Here is a 17,443-nt window from a genome sequence, read left to right as displayed (position 1 = left end):
TCTCCCTCGAGGGCAAAAGTGGGGTTGGTCGGCTCGACGTATGGAATAGGGGCGCAGGCGGATATGAGCGAACCACTGGCCGAGTTCTTCGTCCAGCAACAAGCCAATCAGTGACCGCTTGATTCGTGTGGCGTCGCCAAGCTCCGAGGAGAAGTCGTTGCGGTACAAAGTTATCCAATGGGGAACGGGTGTCACCGGCTCATCATCGGTGCGTCAGATCGCTCAGCGTCCCGACCTTGAATTGGTAGCGGTCAAGGTCTACAGCGACGCGAAGGCCAAGCAAGACGCGGGCACGCTTTGCGGAACCGTCCCCGTCGGCGTACTGACCACCACCGACCGCGACGAGATAATCGCGACCCAGGCCGACGTCGTGCTCTACATGGGCGCAGCCGAGTCGGACACCCAACAATGCGCCGCAGATATCGTCGAATTGCTGGCCTCGGGCAAGAACGTGATCGCCACACCGACGCCCTTCCAGAACCCCCACGTCGTCGACCCTGAACTCGGTCGCGCCTTCGAGAATGCTTGCGCAGCAGGGAATTCCAGTTTTCTGGGGTTGGGCCTGTTTCCGGGCTTCATGGCCGAGTCGGTTTGCCCGTGCTGCTGTCGCGCGTGTGTCACCGAACCGAGCGTATTCGCATCGCCGAATCGCTTTACTACAGCGACTATGCGAGCCACCATCTAATGTTCGACGTGATGGGTTTCGGCGCGTCCCCCGACGACACGTCGCCTTTGATGACCAACCTGGAGATCGTTCGCAGTCTCTATGTCGGGGCCGCTCACATCCTCGCCGACGGCCTTGGTCTCGGACTGGGCGACGTGCGGCCGTTCCGCACGACCGTGACGACCGAACGCGACCTGACGGTTGCCTCCGGCCATCTCGCTGCTGGAACCATCGCAGCGATTCGCATGGGTGTCGACGCCTACTACAACGGTCGGCGCGCGATCACTGTGGAGCACTGCACCCGAATGGATCCGGACTTGGCACCCGATTGGCCGAACGTCCAGGGCTACACAATCGAGTTGATCGGCGAACCCACGCTGACAGCCCACATCACCGTCGGAAAGCCAGACGAAGAACACTCGGTGATCGGCTGCCACGCGACCGCAGCACATGCTCTCAACGCGGTGGCGACCGTCGTGGCGGCCAGGATCGGGGTTCGCACTCTCGCCGACATCGACAACTATCACGGCGGCCGTGCCCTCGTCGACTTCTGATCTGAGTAGACCGATGTGACCGCAACACCCAAACTCGTCATCGGCGCGAGCGGCTTCCTCGGCTCCCACGTGACCCGACGGCTGATAGCCCGTGGTGAGTCGGTCCGCGTAATGCTGCGGCCGACAAGTTCCACCGTGGGAATCGACGATCTCCGGGTTCACCGCTTCTACGGCGACATCTTCGACGAGGCGGCGGTCGCCTCCGCCATCGACGGATGCGATGTCGTGTATTACTGCGTAGTCGACACCCGCGCATGGCTGCGCGATCCTGCACCGCTGATCCGCACCAACGTTTTCGGCCTGCGTCGAGTGCTGGACATTGCGGCAAGCGCCGATCTTCGTAAGTTCGTCTTCACCAGCACCATTGGAACCATTGGCATCCGGCGGGACCGGCCGGCAACCGAGGACGATCCCAACGACTGGTTTGAGCTCGGTGGCGGCTACATTCGATCTCGGGTAGAGGCGGAAAACCTGGTGTTGCAGTGCGCCAGAGAGGGCCGATTGCCCGCCGTCGCAATGTGTGTCGCCAACACTTACGGTCCCGGTGACTGGCAGCCAACTCCCCATGGATCCCTGGTGGCCGCCGCGGCCAGGGGCAGGATGCCGCTATATCCGAAGACCCTGGCCACCGAGTCTGTCGGTATCGAGGATGCCGCGGAGGCGCTCATCCTCGCCGCGGAACGGGGTCGTGTCGGCGAGCGCTACATCGTCTCCGAGAGTTACATGGAAATGCAGGACGTGCTCACCCTGGCCGCCCGGGCGGCGGGTGCTAGACCCCCACGCGTGGGTCTGCCAATGCCCGTCATGAACGCAATGGCGCGCGTGGGTGATGTCGCAGCTCGCCTGATGGGCCGGGATCTCCTCTTATCCACCACCAGCCTGCGGCTGCTTGACATCATGTCGCCCATGGACCACACGAAAGCGGTTCGCGAGCTTGGATGGCAACCGCGGCCCACCTCCGAGTCGATCGAGCAGGCGGCACGCTTCTTCACCGTCCGCTGAAGTTCGCTCAGCGCGAGTGCGAGACCTCGATTGTCTGCGTCTGCTGATATGCCTCATATTCGCGGCGGACGAACCCCTCGAAGGTCGTCGGTTCCCGGCCGAGTAGCCAGGTCAACACGTTGGGATTGCCGGGAAAATCATGGGAGGACAGGCGTTTGAAGATCGACGTGAAAACGTAAGTCTCGTGCGGAAACTGGGCCGGATCACCGAAGAACCCCCAAATGATGGCTTGAGCGTCGACCCGTTCAAGCGTGATCGGCCGGCCGGTGACCTCCTTGATGATGTCCGCCAGATCGTAGGCGGTGAAACGTCCGGGCGAGACCAGCTCATAGGTGGCCGCAACGTGCGCCTCACTATTCGCGAGCACCGTGAGCGCGACGTCGGTGACATCAGCGAGATCCACGAGGGATTGACGGCGCTCGAACGCGAAGGGAAACGCATACACCCCGGCCTCGAACGCCGATTTCACCATGATGGGCGCCATGTAGTTGGCCGGCTGCAGAATCGTGAATTCCAGGTCTGAGGAGAGCAGATGCTCCTCGACGTCGCGCATCATCTCATGCTGGGGGAAGGCCGTGCTGATCGAATGCAGCACCGAGCTGTAGACGAAATGGTGCACACCGGCCGCGCGCGCGGCGTTGACCGTGGCGAACCCGATGGCGCGTTGTCTGGGATGTGCGGTGGGGCAGACGTGATAGACCTTCTCGACGCCGTCCATCGCCTCGTCCAACACGATGCGATCGCTGATGTCGCCGACGACAACGTCGGCGACGCCCAGGGCGCGCAGTTCCTCGGCCGATGATTGGGATCGCACACTGGCCCGTACGGGCAGCCCTGCCGCCACAAGCTTGGGCACCAAGTGCTTGCCCTGATGGCCGTTGGCCGCCGTCACTAGGATCATTGGTTTCTGCGCCCTTCTTCTGCGATCTCGAGTGTGAGATCTGCTGCTGCGTTCTAAATCTCACTGTCTAGGTTGGCCATCTGTTCGGGCTGATAGCGGTCGCCCGCGATGGCGTCGGGCGAGATGGCACCCTCGACCTCGTCGGCCTCCGCACGCGACAGCGGCCGCTCCAGGGCGCCCAGCAGATCGTTCAGCTGATCGGGGGTGCGCGCACCCAGGAGTGGTACGAACATTGGTTGCTTGGCCAAAACCCACGCAATCGCGAGTTGCGCCGACGACTGTCCGCGGTCCTTCGCCAAGGCCGCGAAAGTGCCTATCGCCGACGTATTGTGAGCGACATTTTCCGGCGAGAAGCGTGGAAAGAACGCACGTACATCGCGTGGCTGCGTCGGTTCGCCGCGTCCGGTCAATAGCCCCTTCGACAGCACCCCGTAGAGCGTGGCGCCGATGTCCAGCTCGGCCAGCAGAGGGAAAATTTTCTGCTCCGGTCCGCGGCTTATGAGCGAGTACTCGATCTGCACGTCGACAATGGGATGCACTGCGTGCGCGCGACGGATGGTCTCCGGCCCGACTTCGGACAGCCCAATGTGTTTGACATATCCTGCCTTGACGAGCTCGGCGATCGCGCCGACCGTGTCCTCGACGGGCACGGCGGGATCCAGCCGCGCCGGCCGGTAGATGTCGATGATGTCTGTACCGAGCCGTCGCAGGCTGTAGGCGGCGAACGCTTTTACGGCCTGAGGCCGGGCATCCAGACCCGTATACATCCCATCCGGCCCGAGCAAAGTACCGAACTTCACCGAGATGCACACCTCATCACGCCGATCGGCGATCGCTCGGCCGACCAGCATTTCATTATGCCCCATGCCGTAAAAGTCGCCCGTATCAATGAGATTCACACCACGATCAATTGCCGATCGAATGGTCGCGATACCTTGCTCATCCGATGCCGCACCGTACATGCCCGACATGCCCATACACCCCAGCGCGATGGGAAACACTGATGGGCCGGTGCTGCCGAGCCTGACCCGGGTGTCGGTCGAATCCGCGCCTGACGTGATAGCCACCCGCTCTCGTTGGAAGCCAACTTCCCCGGCCAGCACAGCCGCCCGGGCAGGCCAGGGCAGCGGCCCGGCTTTATTAGATTAATCGCTCTAGCATAAAGCGCTGACGCGGCACTATCAATAAACTTTCAATTGCTTGAAAGCCTCGGCTGCGCTCACCACCCGCCAACCAGCGCCTGCTGGTAGCGTCGCCGAAGCCCCACCCGCAGAAGGTCTTGCGCACCCGTATGAGAACAGTCGATCCCGTCAAACACGAGCAGAAGCGCCGCGAGATCATGGCTGCAGCGGAACGCTGTTTTACGCGCAGCGGTCTTCGGGGCGCAACGATCGCCCAAATATGCGCAGAGGCGGGAATCAGCCCCGGCCATCTCTACCACTACTTTCCCAGCAAAGAAGCCATCATCTCGGCCTTGGCCGAAGTGAAACTCGCGGAGGCGAGCAGGCGGCTCGAAACACTTATCAGCGGCGAAGGTTCCATCCTCAATGCCCTACCGTCGGAAATGAACCGGATCCGGCAATGGGCTGGTGAGCACAGCGCTGTCCTGCTGTTCGAGATGCTCGCGGAGGCGCCGCGCAATCCGGCAATGGCTCGGGCGCTACATAACCAGACTCGCGGTATGAAGCGGTTGCTGGCAGACACCGTTCGCCAAGCCCAGTCCCGCGGGGAAATCGACCGCGAACTTGATTCGGAGATGGCCGCGGCGGTGCTGATCGGTCTTATCGACGCATCAAAGACGTTGCAGGTGCGCGATCCCGACATCGACGCAGCCAAAGCGGCGAGCATGATGAAACTTCTCATCGACCGCTTCCTCTCTACGCCGAGCACGACCCGATAAACCATGCCGACTGCTGCACCTCGAAGGAGGAGCGATCCCATAGCGAGGGTATGAAGTGTCACGTGCGGTTTCTGATCCGCCGACAGACACATACTGTGACCGTGAGCACAGGCCACGCCACGGTGTCGGAAGGAGTAGCGATAACGGGGTCAGATGCCCTCGCGCATCCAAACCGCGACTCAGCCGAAACCCTTCGATGCCATTCCGCGCCGGGCAGGACGTCCATCGAAATCGACCCCGCAAGCCGGAAGGATCACCTCACATGTCGGGAGCAAATGCGATCAACGTCGGCATTCTTTGGGATTGGATGCCGATGCCGCCCCTTGATCAGTACAGCATCTGGGACGACTACCGCGGAGCAGTCGAGCTCACCTTCTCTGACGCTCATGAACGCGGCCTCATCGATCGCCCGATCGAACTCGTCGTCCGACAAATTTCGGGCTTGCCCCGAGGATCGGTGCGGGCAGTTATCGACGCCTACAAAGAGCTCGTCGAGACCGGTTGCGTGCTGGTCCTCGGCCCGCTGATCTCGGAGAACGTCGCCGATCTCCGACGCTATGTCGAGGCGGCGCCGGTCGACCGCAAGATCCCATACATGTCGTGGGCCGGAAGCGACGAGGCGTTAAGCCATTGGGGTTTCGCGCTCAACAACGCCGGCTTCGCCGACGAAACGCTAACCACGTCCAGCATCATGCACCACGACGGCATCCGGTCGGTGTTCGCTGTGGTCGAGAACAGTCTCATCGGCAAGGGGTACCTGAAGTTCCTCCACGACGCCGCCGAGGTGTTCGACATCGACATTCGTGGCCAGTTCTGGGTCCCGCAACTCGAATGCGACAAGACCGACGCCCTCGAACAGGCTAAGGCCAGCGGTGCGGACGCGATCATCGCGCTGGGCTTCGGCTATGGGCTATGGGGTATCAACGATGCGATGGAGAAGGTCGACTATGTCCGACCGTTCTACGGTGTGCTGAACTTTCCGGCGGTCTACTACAGCCGAGATTGGATGTACCAGTTGCGCAACTTCATTGGGCTCGACCAGTACGACGAGCGTAACCCCGTGGGGCAGCGTTTCCTCGACAGGTTCGCAGCTCGGTACAGCCGCCGGCCGGACTATTACCTTCCGCTATACGGATACGACAGCGCTCGAATAGCCGTCGACGCGTTGCGCCGTGCCGAGCCGATCAGCGGCTGGGGGGTGCGGGAGGCGCTGGAGCGGGTCAAGGGACTGCCGGCCGCGTGTGGCGCGCCCGGGACCTGGTTGCGGTTCAACCCATACGTTCATCAAGGGTGGATGGGCGCTGGCTGTTTCGTTGCCCGCCAGGTCAATCCCGAGGGCACCGCAACGGTTTTCAAAGGAACCATCGAGCCTCCGACCGCCCTCAAGCTTTAAGGCTATCGGGCGCAGTTGCGTTGCAGCCCAGCACAACTGAATCCCGCGATTTCAGCCGGTCCGCGCATCGAACCGTTAGGAGACTGTCTAGCACAGCGTGGTGCCCGGTTGGCCGATCACACCTGAAAGTGTTGACGCTCAGCCGCTTTCAGTAATAGGTATCGGGTGCACCCGCGCCGTCCGGGAGTCGGTAACCCGCCGCCGACTGCCGCAGTTGCCATATCAAGTCAGGACACAGCAAGTTGACCGCGTATGAGACCAGGTAATTAGCCGCGAACTCGTCGCGGGGGGTGACGTCAGTCTTCACATCACCCATGACCTGGCCGTAGCTTTCGCCCCGGCTGACCTTGTCGCAGATTCCGTGTCCATAGCCGACGGCGTCTTGATTCGGAAAGTCGTAATGTCGCCGTACGGCAACGTCATAGAGATACTCGACCTCCGGCGCCGGGGCGGCATACGCAAGGGGTGCTGGTATTTGCGCTAAGGCGACCAAGAACAAGGCGGCCAACGCCTTGCGACACTTCGAAGCTGGCGTCGCGAACGAAGAGCCTGCTTTTCCTCCACCGATCCGTTGACAACCGGTACCCGGTCGAGACCTCCGCACGGTCATCGCCATATGAAGACATTAAACTATATAGCGGATAAGATCCAGCGGTGCCATCACATGAAACCAGCAGCCAGACCGCGCTGCGGGCTGTTACGGCGTGCGAGAGTTCGCCAGATGATCCGACGCCAGGCCACCCGGCCAACGATCTCGCCCAGCGGTTGCACCAAGCGTTGTTCAACGTGTTCTTGGTGCTGGGCCGTCGAACGCCCGGGGGCGTCCACGCAGGCGATCTCACGCTAGCGCAACTGTCGATTCTGATGACGTTGCGCGAGTACGGGCCCATGCGGATGACTGCGTTGGCCGCTCACGAATGTGTCCGCACCCCCACGACGACAGTGGCCATTCGTCGGTTAGAGAGACTGGGGTTCGTCGCCCGGTCACCTGACCCGGCAGACCTGCGGGGGGTTCTCGTCAGGATCACATCGCATGGCGACTCGGTATGTTGCGAATCGCTGGCCCTTCGGCGCGGCCAACTTGTTACGATGCTGAACGCGCTCAGCGCAGCGGAGCAGGCAACTCTCCATGAATCGATGCCCCCGCTAGGGCGGCTGGCCGGCCAAGGCGTGCCTAGGCCCTAAGCGTATTCAGGCTGACGCGGGCGATCGGCCACAACCGACCCGGTGTGTCGACCGGTTTACAGCCTTTCCAGCGAAAATGGCCAGCCTGTGCAGGACTAACAATATAATCGCTAAATGATTCGCTATTTCGCGGTGTTGCGAGCTGTCAGCGTAACGGCGCTCGTCGCCGGTTGCCTGGCTGGCACATCGCAGGCGTCACCATCGGATGGTGACGAAAAGGGAAGTTGCTCCTTCATACTCACGCCGCCGAACGTTGTCCAAGTGTCCGGCCTCAGCCTCGTGTCGGCCACTCTGCAACCGGGGCCCTGCACGATGGAAGCGCAGCCAAACTTGTCGGTGGTATGCCTGTCCGTAGCGGGCGGAGATTCGCAGGGAGAATGCGCGTCGAAGAACGGTCAGAGTCCAGCAGAGGTTCGCTACCCTTATCAGCCCGGCACCACCTATATCCTGAGAGCACAGGGATGCGCTGGCCTCTTCCAGCCCCCTTATACGCTTTGCCAGAATTTCGGTCCAACCAGAGCCACTCTGTGAAGTCACGGCAGCTATCCCCCTGAGCCACCGGGTTTTCCTAGACGGGATCGAACGAGGAGATCAACCAGCGACCCCGGTCGTTGTCCAAGGTCACTCGGACGGTGGATGAAGTCTGCGCGGGTGCATCGTTGCCGATGGTCACCGTCTGGTCCACGAACACCAAGACGACCGCGTGATTTGCAGTCGCTGACACTGAAGCGGCAGCGGGGACGGTGGCTACTGCCGCGATGTGGTCTTTCTTCGCGCCGGGTATCACCACGTCGTGGACCAGCTGTGAGTAGGAGTCCTTGAACTTTCCGGTCAACCGGTCGCGGGCGGCGCCCAGATCTTTCTCGACGCTGTCGGGCTGATACGACAGCAGAGCAACGGTGGACTCCCTGGCGGCCGTCACTGATTCCATGCTGGCACGTCCGGACATCCGCGTGGATGTGTCTTGCCACTTCGCAACCCCGACACCCGCCGCAAGCAGCAGCGCCAGGACGGGTAACACCCCGAAAACCACCGTCCGCGACCAGTTGGTGCGGCGCTTAGCGGCTGGGGACTGGCTAGCGCTGGCGTCTTCGGTTTCGACCTCGCCGCCAGCCGTCTCCTCTGCTGGCGCAGGGTCTTCGCTTTCGGTGTGGCGGCCAGACGTCTCCTGCGATGCGCGAGCGCCGCTGCTCTCCGAAGCGCTACGGGCATCGCCCTGGTCCTGGGGTCCGCCTATTCCGGGCTCGGCCTGATCGCCCGTCTCCTCGACGAGGCTAGCTTCGTCCAGCTCGCTGGCGGAAACGGCTTCAACCCTCACGGCGATGGTTCCTTTGCTGCTTCGTCGACTCAGTCCTCGACGCTTGGCCTTTTGCGGATTCATCAAGACACGAACACAACGTCGGAGATTTTCGCGTCGGTGCCGGTCTTTTGGACCGCGATTCGCATGCGCCAATGCCGCACATCTTGTTCGGGAGCAGCAAGACTCGTGGTGTCAACGGATATTGCCACCAGCACTTGGGCTTCATCGCCCGACTGTGACTCCAGACCCGCTTCGGTGACCGTTCCCACCGACTTCGACTGCACCTTCTTCACCAGTTCCACGAAAGGTTTCGATCGCGTGGAGAAGTCGTCGTGGAAAGCCCCCGTCGCGGAGTCCAGGACGCGCTGTACATCGGCATCAGCGTGTTGCCAGTCAATCGTCGTCAGGTTCAGCGCGCCTTGGCGCCCGACTTGAAGCAACAATTGGCGCTGCTGTTCGGCTCGAATTGCTTGATGCGCGCGAAACTCGAACCACCCTCCGAGAGCCGCCAAGCCGACCACCATGACCAACCCGCACGCCGTCGCCAGCCGCACCGGCGAAATCGGCTTCCTGCCCGACGCAGCGTCGCGGGACGCGTCGTCGACGTCGTCATCAGTAGCTGCGTCGTAATCTTCAGCGTCATCAGCTTGGACGTCCAGCAACTCGGTGGCCGCAGGAGATGTTTGCAGGTTGTTTGCTTCGCTCACTTCGTGGCGCTCGGCATCAGCATGTTCTGCCATGTTTGCTCCTTTGTGGCACCTCGGGCGAGGTCGGCGGGTGTGTACATACGCCCGTCGGGTCCGTGGTACATGCCGGTCGCCGGATCGTACTGGAGGGCCGCTAGCGGCGGTGGTGGTGGACCCAGCGGGGCCGGAGGCGGCACTTGCCCGGGCGGCTCCTCGCCCGGCCTATAGTGCGGGACGCCCTGCCCGGTATAGGTCGCGTTCGGATCGCCTTTCCAGTTCCAGCCGTCGTTCAGCGGAACGTATGCTTGGTCGCTCTCACACAACTTGACCGTCGGGGCGCGTTTGCCGGGGCGGGTTTCGCACGGATAGTTGTGCGCGCCACGCACATTGAGCATCGAGTCCTGCGGCACCCGGCAGTAAAAGTCCCCCTTGGGAGTCTCAGGATAGTCCTCCGCGGCGGTGCCCCGCTGCTGCTGGGCCGGCAGGAATCCGGTAGTGCACGCCGGTGGCCAGTTGAGGTTCAGGTTGAAGCTCAGGAACGCACCGAGGTAATCCTGCTTGGTGTTGTGGTTGGCGACACCCACAGCTTGAATATCGGCCGCACCCTGGGGCAGCTCGACGAGCAAGGATTCCAGATTGTCCCGGTAGTTGACACCCACCTGCCCAACACTGACCAAATTGGCCAGCACTATCGGCAACGTCGGGTTCAGCCGGTCGAACAATTGCCGGGCCTCGTCGGCCGCCGGCCCGCCAGTGTGCAGCAGCCCCGCGACAGCGGAGTCGTTGTCGCGCAGCTGCGATGTGATGGTCGCCAGGTGGGCGGCCCACGCCTGAATCGCATCCGAGGATCGGGTCTGGCTGTCGAGCACCGGCTTGGATTCGTCGATCAACGTGAGGAGCGAGTCCAGGTTCTTGTGGGCGTCGATCGCAAGATTGGTTGTCCCTTTCACCAGCCGCGAAAGCTCAGGACCAAGCCCGCCGAAGGCTACGTATGAGTCGTCGACCAACGTTTTGAGGTTCGTGCGCGGGATCGCTGTCAGGCCTCGATTGGTCGCCTCCAACAGCGAATTGATATCCGGCGGGATATAGCTGCGGTCGACCGGGATCACGTCGCCGTTCTTCAGCGATGGCCCCCGGGCGGTGCGTGGCAGCAGCTCGAGATATTGCTCCCCAACTGCCGACACGCTGTGCACCTGAGCGTTGAGGTCGGCCGGAATGTGGATGTCCGAATCCAGCTGCAGCACCGCCTCGGCGCCCGTGCTGTTCAGGCGTACCGCTTGCACTCGACCGACCTCGACTCCCCGGTAGGTGACGTTTCCGCCCGGGTACAGCCCGCCCGCCTGCGCCAGCTGGACTGTGACCGAATAACGGTCGACCCCGAAAAACACGGTGGGCACCTGCATGTAGGCAAAAACCATGATGCTGGCCGCGATCAGGCTGACCGCCGCAAAAATCATCAACTGGATTTTCGTTCGTTTGGTCAACACGATGTCACGGCCCCTGATTCCAGTGGTAAGGCACAACCAGCGGGTTACCAGGGTTGTACTGGCTGCCGGCCGTGCACGGGCTGGGCATCTGGCCGATGGTGCGGCCCCACTGCAGTTCCAGCTCGGTCAGATTGCACTCGAACCGGGTGCCGGTGAACAACGACGCATCTAGCCGGCTCAGCGTCAAGTCGATCACCGCGGTCAAGTTCGCGTAGTCGCCTCGAAGCCATTTGCTGAGCGTGCCCGTGGGGAATGGGAAGGTTCCGAAGAAACCCAGCGAGCGGGTCAGAGCCGGGCCGGCGTCGGCCAGTGACTGCAGTACGGGGCCGAGGTCCTTCAGCTCATTGACCAGGCTTGCCTTGGTGCGGTTCACCGAGTCGGCCGCAAGCGCGCCGAATTTACTCACATCCCCCAACGCGTCGGCGAGGTTGTTTCGCTCGTCTTTCAGCACTGTCAACGCGCCAGGGATCGTCTTGAGGGCCTTGTCGATCACCGGCTTCTGGTCGGCGAACTGACCGACCAGATTGTTGAGGCTGTCCGTTGCGGCGATGATGTCGGATTTTTGGTCGTTGACGTAGCTGACGAATTTATCGAGCTGTCCGAGAAGGCTTCTCAAGTCCTGCTCACGACCGGTGAAGCCGGTGCTCAACGCCTTGGTGATGTCCTGGATCTGGCCCACACCACCACCGTTGAGTAGCAGCGATAGCGCGGCCAACGTATGTTCGGTCGACGGATAGGCACCACTGGACGCCAACTGGATCTGCGAGCCATTCTTCAGCTTGCCTTCTGACGGCACTTCGGTCGGCGGCGACAGTTCGACATGCACCGAGCCCAGCAGGCTGGTTTGACCGAGCGTGGCCGTCACGTTGGCCGGCAGGTCTACGTCGCCGTTGATCGCCATGGTGACCAGTGCGTGCCATCCCTGCACGGCGATGTCGGTGACGGTGCCGACGGTGACGTCGTTGACCCTGACGCGGGAATTCCGCTCCAGGTTCTGGACGTCGGGCATCTGCGCTTCGACGGTGTAGGAACCCGGGCCGCCACCCTGGGTTCCCGGTAACTTAAACGAATTTGCGCCATGGAAATCGCAGCCGGCTAGCGCGGCGACTGCCACCGCCGCCACGAATCTCCTGACTGCGCGTCGCCAACCGGGCGATGGACTCATCGTCCACCTCCAGGCGCCACCATCATTCCGCGCAGCCCATCGGCTGGATTGGTTGGGGCGGCTTGCGCGGCCGCTGGCGCCTCTGCTGCCAGCGGGTTTGGCGGGGCGGACGGGGGCGGCGGGGCCGACGGGGGTGGTGGGGGAACGTAGTCGGGTCGCAGCCAGTCTTCGCTGTAGGTGATTTCGTTGGGTCGCGCCGTGGCTCCGACGAACAGGTTTTCTCCCAACGGCAGGTAGTTGTACTGGCGGTTTTTGATGATCGGCGCCAGATACTGTGCGCACAGCTTGGCTGATTCTGCGGCGCCTCGACGCGAAGCGGCTTGTATTGCCCCGCATAGGAACTGGATCGGGTTGGCGAAGTTGTTGATTGCCATAGCGCCGGTCAGGGTCCCTTGTGCCGGTTGGTAGATGTTCAGGAAGTTTTGGAAAGATGTCGGAGCGACATGCAGCAGTTGCTTGACGTCGTCGAGGCTCTCGTTCAGCGCCTGTGACACCGACGCGAGCTTGTCCGAAGTGGTGCCCAGCGTCTCCTTGTTGTCGGACACGAAGTTTGTGACGTCGGCGGCCACCGCGTCCAGCTTTTCCACCGCGTTACCGACCTCGCCGGGGTCGTTGGTCAACACGTTCGTCACCGCGGCGAGGTTCTGATTCAGTTGTCCCAGCAAACTGCTGCTGTCACGCAGCGCGGAGACGAGGGTCGACAGGTTTTTGAAGGTACCGAACAAGTCGTTGCTGTGGTCACCGAGCGCGGAAATCGCCTGTGACAGGTTGATGATGGTGGCGCGGATGTCTGGGCCCTGGCCGCGCACATTGTCCGCTGCCATATTGACGAACTCACCCAACGTACTGATCCCGCCCGTTTTGGTGGGCTGCAGTAACTGCGTTAGCTTCTCGAGTTGCTGCCGGAAGTCGTCATACTCGACTGGGACTGCGGTGCGTTCCTGGGAAATTACCGCGCCATCGGCCAGCGCCGGACCACCCGTGTAGGCGGGCGTCAATTGGATCGATCGGGGAGTCACCAGTGACGGCGACAGGATCGCCGCTTTGACGTCGCCGGGCACCTTGTACTTGTTCTTGTACCAGAAGGTGATCTTGACGCGGTCGGGTTGTGGTTCGAGCTTCTCGACCTTGCCGACCGGCACGCCGAGAATCACGACGTCGTCGCCGTTGTAGAGGCCGGTGCTATTGGCGAAGTATCCGGTGACATGCGTGCGGCCCATCCCATCCCCTGACCAGACGACGGTGATGAGGCCTCCCACAAGCGCCACGAGCAGCGCGACGGCGGCGCCGATCGTGGCGTACCGGCGGTTCACTGTCCGCCTCCTTGAGCCGGACCCATTGGCCTCGGACCACCGAGCACCGGCGACTGGGTCGACGGGATCTGCCCGGGTGCGGGCTGCTCGACCTGGCCCGACGGCTGCCTTGTGGCCTGCCCGGGAGCCGCGGGAGCGGGCGGCCCCGGCGGCGGCCCACCGGGCGGGGGCGCGGGCGCCGGTTCCCGGTAGGGATAGCAGCCCGGGCCGGGCAACACGCACGGATGGTCGCCCGGGTTGCCGGTGATGGCATCGGGCAACGTCATCCTCGGTGGACCGCCCTGGCCGGTGCGTGGGAACGGTATCGGCAGAGGCGGGGTGCCCGGCTGGCCGACCTGTGGGTCGTTGCGCTGCGTGGGCAGCAGCACGTTCGGGTCCAAGCCGAGGTCGGAGAAGGCCGCGTCGATGAACGGCTGCACGAACTGCCCCGGCAGCAAGTTGCCGACGTAAGCCTTGAAGAACGGCCCCGATGACACAGATTCACCGAGTCCCAACGCGTATTTGTTCAGCCCGACCAGCGCCTTTTGTACACGTTCTTTGCGGTTGTCCACGATCGTCAACACCCCGTTGAGCTCGTCCAGCGCCGGCTTGAGCGTGTCGCGGTTCTCGGCGATGAAGCCCTTTATCTGTTGGGCTACGGCGGCGAGGTTGTGGGAGATCTGGTCTAGCGCGTTGCTCTGAGTTTTCAGTTGGACAAGCAGCGCGTTGGTGTTGGCGACGAGGCCCACCACTTCGTCGCTGCGTTCGGCCAGCACCTTCGTTGCTTTGCTGGCGTTGCTCAACAGGTTTCGCAGCTCCGCGTCGCGTTCGTCCAGTGTCCGAGAGAACCGCGCCACCCCCTGTACCGCGGCTTTCAGGTCGGGCGGGGTGCTGGAGAACGTGTTGGCCAGTACGGCGAGCGAGTCGGAAAGCTGATTGGTGTTCAGCCCGCTGATCGTGCTCGTGAGGTCACCCAGCGCGTCGGGCAGCTGATATGCCGACGTGGTCCGGTCCAGCGGTATCGGCCCGGTCAGTTGACCGTCTCCGCGCGGGGTCACCTCCAGTAATTTGGTACCCAGCAGGGTCCTTAACTTGATTGCCGCCTCGGTGCGGTCGCCGAGGTGGACACCCGAGGCAACGTGGAAGTTGACCAGCACCCGCGGTCCATCCAGCTCGACGCTGGAGACCTGCCCGACCCGGTATCCCGATACCTGAACATGGGCGCCAGCCGCCAGGCCACCCGCCTCGGCGAAGTATGCGGAGTAGGTCTTGTCCTTGTTGAAAAAAGACAGCTTGTCGTAGTTCAGGGATAGCAACATAAGAGCGAGAACGATGCCGATACCAATGATGCCGATGCGGAACGGGTTACGTTCGGAGAAGTCTTTCATCGCGGCGTGCACCTGCCGGTGGCCTGGCTGGCAACCTTGACGTACACCGGCTGGCCGCCCTTGCCGTTGAGCTTGAGGATGGCGTCGCAAAGATAGAAGCTGAAGAAGTCTCCGTACATGCCCTGCCTATCGAGTATCTGCGTCGCATCGGGCCAGGTGTTGAGGTAGTTGTCAAAATAATCGCGATCGGCAAGCACCGTCTTGGCGGCGCGATCGGTTTCTTGCACGACCTTCTTCAGCGGCGGGCGGGCCTGCGCCAGCAGATCAGCGATCGATCCGGCGGCTGCGTTGGCGTATGCCACTCCGTTGCTGATGTCCTGCTTACGGGCGTTGAGTCCGTCTACGAGTTCGGCAAGCGAATCGACGGCCTTGGCGAACTGGTTGCTTTGGCCGCCGAGCGAACCGAGGACGCTATTCAAGTTGGTGATGACTTGGCCAATCAGCTGATCCCGATCGGCCAGCGTGTTGGTCAGGGCTGCGGCCTGAGTGAGAAATGAGCCGATTGTGCCGCCTTGCCCCTGGAAGGCGGTGATCAGCTGGCCCGACAGCTTGTTGACCTGGTCTGGGTCCAGCGCGCGAAATAGCGGCCGGAAGCCACCGATCAAAGCGTCTAGGTCCAGCGCCGGCTCCGTTCGGCTCAACGGGATGATCCCGCCGGGACTCAGCCTTCTGATTCCCCCGGCGCCTTCCTCGAGTGCCAGATACCGGCCGCCGATGAGGTCGCCGTAGCGAATAGCCGCTCTGGTGCCCTCGGTGAGCACCACAGAATCGGCCGCGGAGAACTCGACCACCAACGTGGAGTCGGGCTGAAGGGCAACGCTTTTGACCTTGCCGACGTCGACACCGGCCACGCGGACAAAGTTCCCGTTCTCCAGCCCTGACACGTTGGCGAACTGAGCCTTGAAGGTCTTCTCTGCCTCGAAGCGGAACTGCCCGAACACGGCGACCAGCACAAAGGCGGCCATCAAGCACACGACTAAGTAGATGGCGAGGCGCCACACGGCACCTACCAAATTCTCTCGCATATCTGTCTTCCTCTATCGCTTCGGCGTCAGGGTGTGGGCGCGTAAGGCTGCGGCGGCGGCGGTACACATGGCTGGGTAACGATTCCGCACGTTGGTTGCGGGCCGCCCGGCACGGCCGGCACAAAGGGTTCCGAGCCCACCGGTGCCGGGCCGGGTTCGCGTGGCCTGCCCGGCGGTGGTGCCGGCGGCAGGCCGGGATACAACGGTGTCCCGTCCGGGGCGTACTGCGGCGCCCCATATGGTGGAGCACCCGGGTATGGGATCGGACCTGGCGCCGGGCCGCCCGGGTGGCGGATGCTCGGAGGTTTGGGTGCCCCACGGGTGGCTGGGAAGTAGTCGACATATCCCGGGAACCCGATACCGGGGTTGGGCCGCATGTCCATCCCGGTGCCCCATCCAGTGTTGGTGACCAGGTAGCGCTGCGGCCAGTTTTTGGACACGTCAGGCAACGATCCGCAGCCGGGCTGGCCGCCGGGGCCGCCCTTGGCGCCGACGATCGGCAGATTGTCCGGGAACGTATATGCGTCATCACCCAAGAGCACCGCAACGTCCAGGATCACCGAATATCCGTTGTGACCGCCGGCAACGTCCAGGAAGCCGAAATCGACGACATTCTTTCCGCCGACCAGCGTGCAGGTGAGTTCCGGGTTGTATTTCATCAGCAGGCGGGTGGTGGATTCCAGCAGATTGATCCCATGCACCAGGTTGTCCTTGTTCGGGCCGATCAGATTGGTGCCGGTACGCGAAAGCCCACTGACGTCGAGCAGCAACTGGTCAAGTTGCTTGGCATTGGTGGTGATCGTCGCGCTCGTGGTGCTGGCGGCGTCGAGCACCGTCACGATGTTGCGTGCCGCCGCACTGAAGGTGTCACTAAACCCCTTGAGCGCGCGGTAGTCGGCCTGGATGGTCCCGCTGCGGGGATTAATCGCCATCAGCACTTGGTTCAAGTCGGTGGTGGCCTCGCCGATGGCTTCGCCCTTGCCGCGAAACCCCTCGGCCACGGCCGTCAGGACAGCGTTTAGCTTCGAGACGTCGACTTGGTTCAGCACAGCGACCAGGTTCTGGAACACCGTATTAACCTCGGTGGTCACATTCCGCGATGCCACTACTGCTCCCGCCGTCAGCCGTTTCGGGCTCGCGTCGGTAGGAGTGAGCAGATCGACGTACTTGGCGCCAAATGCGGTAGTGGCGGTGACCTGGGCTCCGACGTTTGCCGGGATGTATTTGAGCTGCTCGGGATACAGTTCCAACTGAAGTTTCACCGGGTTACCTGACTGAATCGATGCGACCCGGCCAACCTGGACGCCGCGCAACTTCACCTTCGCCCCGGGTTCCATGACCAGACCCGCACGGTCGGATGTGAGTGTCACCCTGGCGTAGGGCCTCAAGTCCCTATGGAATGCGGCACTTGTCAGCATCGTCAGCGTGGTGATGCAGGCCAACAGGATGAAGGTCCAAAGAGCCGGGTGCAGACCTGCCTCGCGCCGTTTTTGTTTCATGT

General features: G+C 62.5%; 17 protein-coding genes. 6 read left to right on the top strand and 11 right to left on the bottom strand.

Annotated elements, in window-relative coordinates:
- Positions 1-157: 157 nt before the first annotated feature.
- From ACLP9N_RS15770 to ACLP9N_RS15760, 3 genes are read left to right on the top strand one after another with little or no spacing between them, the layout of a single operon-like run.
- Positions 158-685 carry a dihydrodipicolinate reductase gene (locus tag ACLP9N_RS15770; protein ID WP_442408297.1) on the top strand — a complete coding sequence of 176 codons (528 nt, stop codon included), beginning with the start codon at positions 158-160 and terminating at the stop codon, positions 683-685.
- A complete protein-coding gene (locus tag ACLP9N_RS15765) occupies positions 598-1,218 on the top strand; it encodes a hypothetical protein (protein ID WP_442408296.1) in 621 nt (206 codons plus the stop codon). Before ACLP9N_RS15770 ends, ACLP9N_RS15765 begins: the two co-directional genes overlap by 88 nt.
- A gap of 15 nt (positions 1,219-1,233) precedes the next feature.
- The gene (locus tag ACLP9N_RS15760) at positions 1,234-2,220 is read left to right on the top strand and encodes an NAD-dependent epimerase/dehydratase family protein (protein WP_442408295.1); all 987 of its coding nucleotides are present in this window, start codon (positions 1,234-1,236) and stop codon (positions 2,218-2,220) included.
- 7 nt (positions 2,221-2,227) lie between these two features.
- On the opposite strand, the gene ACLP9N_RS15755 is transcribed toward ACLP9N_RS15760, so the two are convergent.
- Together ACLP9N_RS15755 and ACLP9N_RS15750 are read right to left on the bottom strand one after the other, a co-directional pair.
- On the bottom strand, positions 2,228-3,121 hold the full coding sequence (locus ACLP9N_RS15755) for an SDR family oxidoreductase (RefSeq protein WP_442408294.1): 894 nt from the start codon (positions 3,119-3,121) through the stop codon (positions 2,228-2,230).
- A 53-nt stretch (positions 3,122-3,174) separates the two neighbouring features.
- On the bottom strand, positions 3,175-4,122 hold the full coding sequence (locus tag ACLP9N_RS15750; RefSeq protein WP_442408301.1) for an aldo/keto reductase: 948 nt from the start codon (positions 4,120-4,122) through the stop codon (positions 3,175-3,177).
- A 338-nt stretch (positions 4,123-4,460) separates the two neighbouring features.
- Between ACLP9N_RS15750 and ACLP9N_RS15745 the strand changes: the two genes are divergently transcribed.
- Together ACLP9N_RS15745 and ACLP9N_RS15740 are read left to right on the top strand one after the other, a co-directional pair.
- The gene (locus ACLP9N_RS15745; RefSeq protein ID WP_442408293.1) at positions 4,461-5,021 is read left to right on the top strand and encodes a TetR/AcrR family transcriptional regulator; all 561 of its coding nucleotides are present in this window, start codon (positions 4,461-4,463) and stop codon (positions 5,019-5,021) included.
- Between the two features lie 262 nt (positions 5,022-5,283).
- Positions 5,284-6,414: an ABC transporter substrate-binding protein gene (locus ACLP9N_RS15740; RefSeq protein ID WP_442408292.1), complete on the top strand. Its 1,131-nt coding sequence runs from the start codon at positions 5,284-5,286 to the stop codon at positions 6,412-6,414.
- A 148-nt stretch (positions 6,415-6,562) separates the two neighbouring features.
- Here the strand turns inward: ACLP9N_RS15740 and ACLP9N_RS15735 are convergent, their stop codons facing one another.
- On the bottom strand, positions 6,563-6,913 hold the full coding sequence (locus tag ACLP9N_RS15735; RefSeq protein WP_442408291.1) for a DUF732 domain-containing protein: 351 nt from the start codon (positions 6,911-6,913) through the stop codon (positions 6,563-6,565).
- 266 nt (positions 6,914-7,179) lie between these two features.
- Here ACLP9N_RS15735 and ACLP9N_RS15730 point away from each other — a divergent pair, with 266 nt between their 5' ends.
- Positions 7,180-7,599, top strand: coding sequence for a MarR family winged helix-turn-helix transcriptional regulator (locus ACLP9N_RS15730; protein ID WP_442408300.1), 420 nt, complete (start codon positions 7,180-7,182; stop codon positions 7,597-7,599).
- Between the two features lie 568 nt (positions 7,600-8,167).
- Here ACLP9N_RS15730 and ACLP9N_RS15725 read toward each other — a convergent pair.
- The 8 genes from ACLP9N_RS15725 to ACLP9N_RS15690 form a co-directional block, all read right to left on the bottom strand.
- A complete protein-coding gene (locus tag ACLP9N_RS15725) occupies positions 8,168-8,917 on the bottom strand; it encodes a hypothetical protein (RefSeq protein ID WP_442408290.1) in 750 nt (249 codons plus the stop codon).
- A 62-nt stretch (positions 8,918-8,979) separates the two neighbouring features.
- The gene (locus tag ACLP9N_RS15720) at positions 8,980-9,639 is read right to left on the bottom strand and encodes an Mce protein (protein ID WP_442408289.1); all 660 of its coding nucleotides are present in this window, start codon (positions 9,637-9,639) and stop codon (positions 8,980-8,982) included.
- Complete coding sequence (locus ACLP9N_RS15715) at positions 9,603-11,075, bottom strand: MCE family protein (RefSeq protein WP_442408299.1); 1,473 nt, start codon at positions 11,073-11,075, stop codon at positions 9,603-9,605. Before ACLP9N_RS15715 ends, ACLP9N_RS15720 begins: the two co-directional genes overlap by 37 nt.
- A 1-nt stretch (position 11,076) precedes the next feature.
- On the bottom strand, positions 11,077-12,237 hold the full coding sequence (locus ACLP9N_RS15710; RefSeq protein WP_442408288.1) for an MCE family protein: 1,161 nt from the start codon (positions 12,235-12,237) through the stop codon (positions 11,077-11,079).
- On the bottom strand, positions 12,234-13,550 hold the full coding sequence (locus ACLP9N_RS15705; RefSeq protein ID WP_442408287.1) for an MCE family protein: 1,317 nt from the start codon (positions 13,548-13,550) through the stop codon (positions 12,234-12,236). Before ACLP9N_RS15705 ends, ACLP9N_RS15710 begins: the two co-directional genes overlap by 4 nt.
- On the bottom strand, positions 13,547-14,917 hold the full coding sequence (locus ACLP9N_RS15700; RefSeq protein WP_442408286.1) for an MCE family protein: 1,371 nt from the start codon (positions 14,915-14,917) through the stop codon (positions 13,547-13,549). The genes ACLP9N_RS15705 and ACLP9N_RS15700 overlap by 4 nt, the downstream gene beginning before the upstream one ends.
- Positions 14,914-15,942 carry an MCE family protein gene (locus ACLP9N_RS15695; protein ID WP_442408285.1) on the bottom strand — a complete coding sequence of 343 codons (1,029 nt, stop codon included), beginning with the start codon at positions 15,940-15,942 and terminating at the stop codon, positions 14,914-14,916. Before ACLP9N_RS15695 ends, ACLP9N_RS15700 begins: the two co-directional genes overlap by 4 nt.
- A gap of 26 nt (positions 15,943-15,968) precedes the next feature.
- Positions 15,969-17,441, bottom strand: coding sequence for an MCE family protein (locus tag ACLP9N_RS15690; RefSeq protein WP_442408284.1), 1,473 nt, complete (start codon positions 17,439-17,441; stop codon positions 15,969-15,971).
- Positions 17,442-17,443: the final 2 nt, after the last annotated feature.

This window comes from Mycobacterium sp. (assembly GCF_052144515.1).
Lineage (GTDB): Bacteria > Actinomycetota > Actinomycetes > Mycobacteriales > Mycobacteriaceae > Mycobacterium.
The sequence above is the reverse complement of the archived record's forward strand: the minus strand, read 5'-3'. Positions and strand labels throughout refer to the sequence as shown.

Coding starts and splice junctions, on each gene's coding strand:
- ACLP9N_RS15755 (WP_442408294.1), bottom strand. CDS start 3,121: ATGATCCTAGTGACGGCGGCCAACGGCCATCAGGGCAAGCACTTGGTG.
- ACLP9N_RS15745 (WP_442408293.1), top strand. CDS start 4,461: ATGGCTGCAGCGGAACGCTGTTTTACGCGCAGCGGTCTTCGGGGCGCA.
- ACLP9N_RS15740 (WP_442408292.1), top strand. CDS start 5,284: ATGTCGGGAGCAAATGCGATCAACGTCGGCATTCTTTGGGATTGGATG.
- ACLP9N_RS15720 (WP_442408289.1), bottom strand. CDS start 9,639: ATGGCAGAACATGCTGATGCCGAGCGCCACGAAGTGAGCGAAGCAAAC.
- ACLP9N_RS15710 (WP_442408288.1), bottom strand. CDS start 12,237: ATGAGTCCATCGCCCGGTTGGCGACGCGCAGTCAGGAGATTCGTGGCG.
- ACLP9N_RS15700 (WP_442408286.1), bottom strand. CDS start 14,917: ATGAAAGACTTCTCCGAACGTAACCCGTTCCGCATCGGCATCATTGGT.
- ACLP9N_RS15695 (WP_442408285.1), bottom strand. CDS start 15,942: ATGCGAGAGAATTTGGTAGGTGCCGTGTGGCGCCTCGCCATCTACTTA.
- ACLP9N_RS15690 (WP_442408284.1), bottom strand. CDS start 17,441: ATGAAACAAAAACGGCGCGAGGCAGGTCTGCACCCGGCTCTTTGGACC.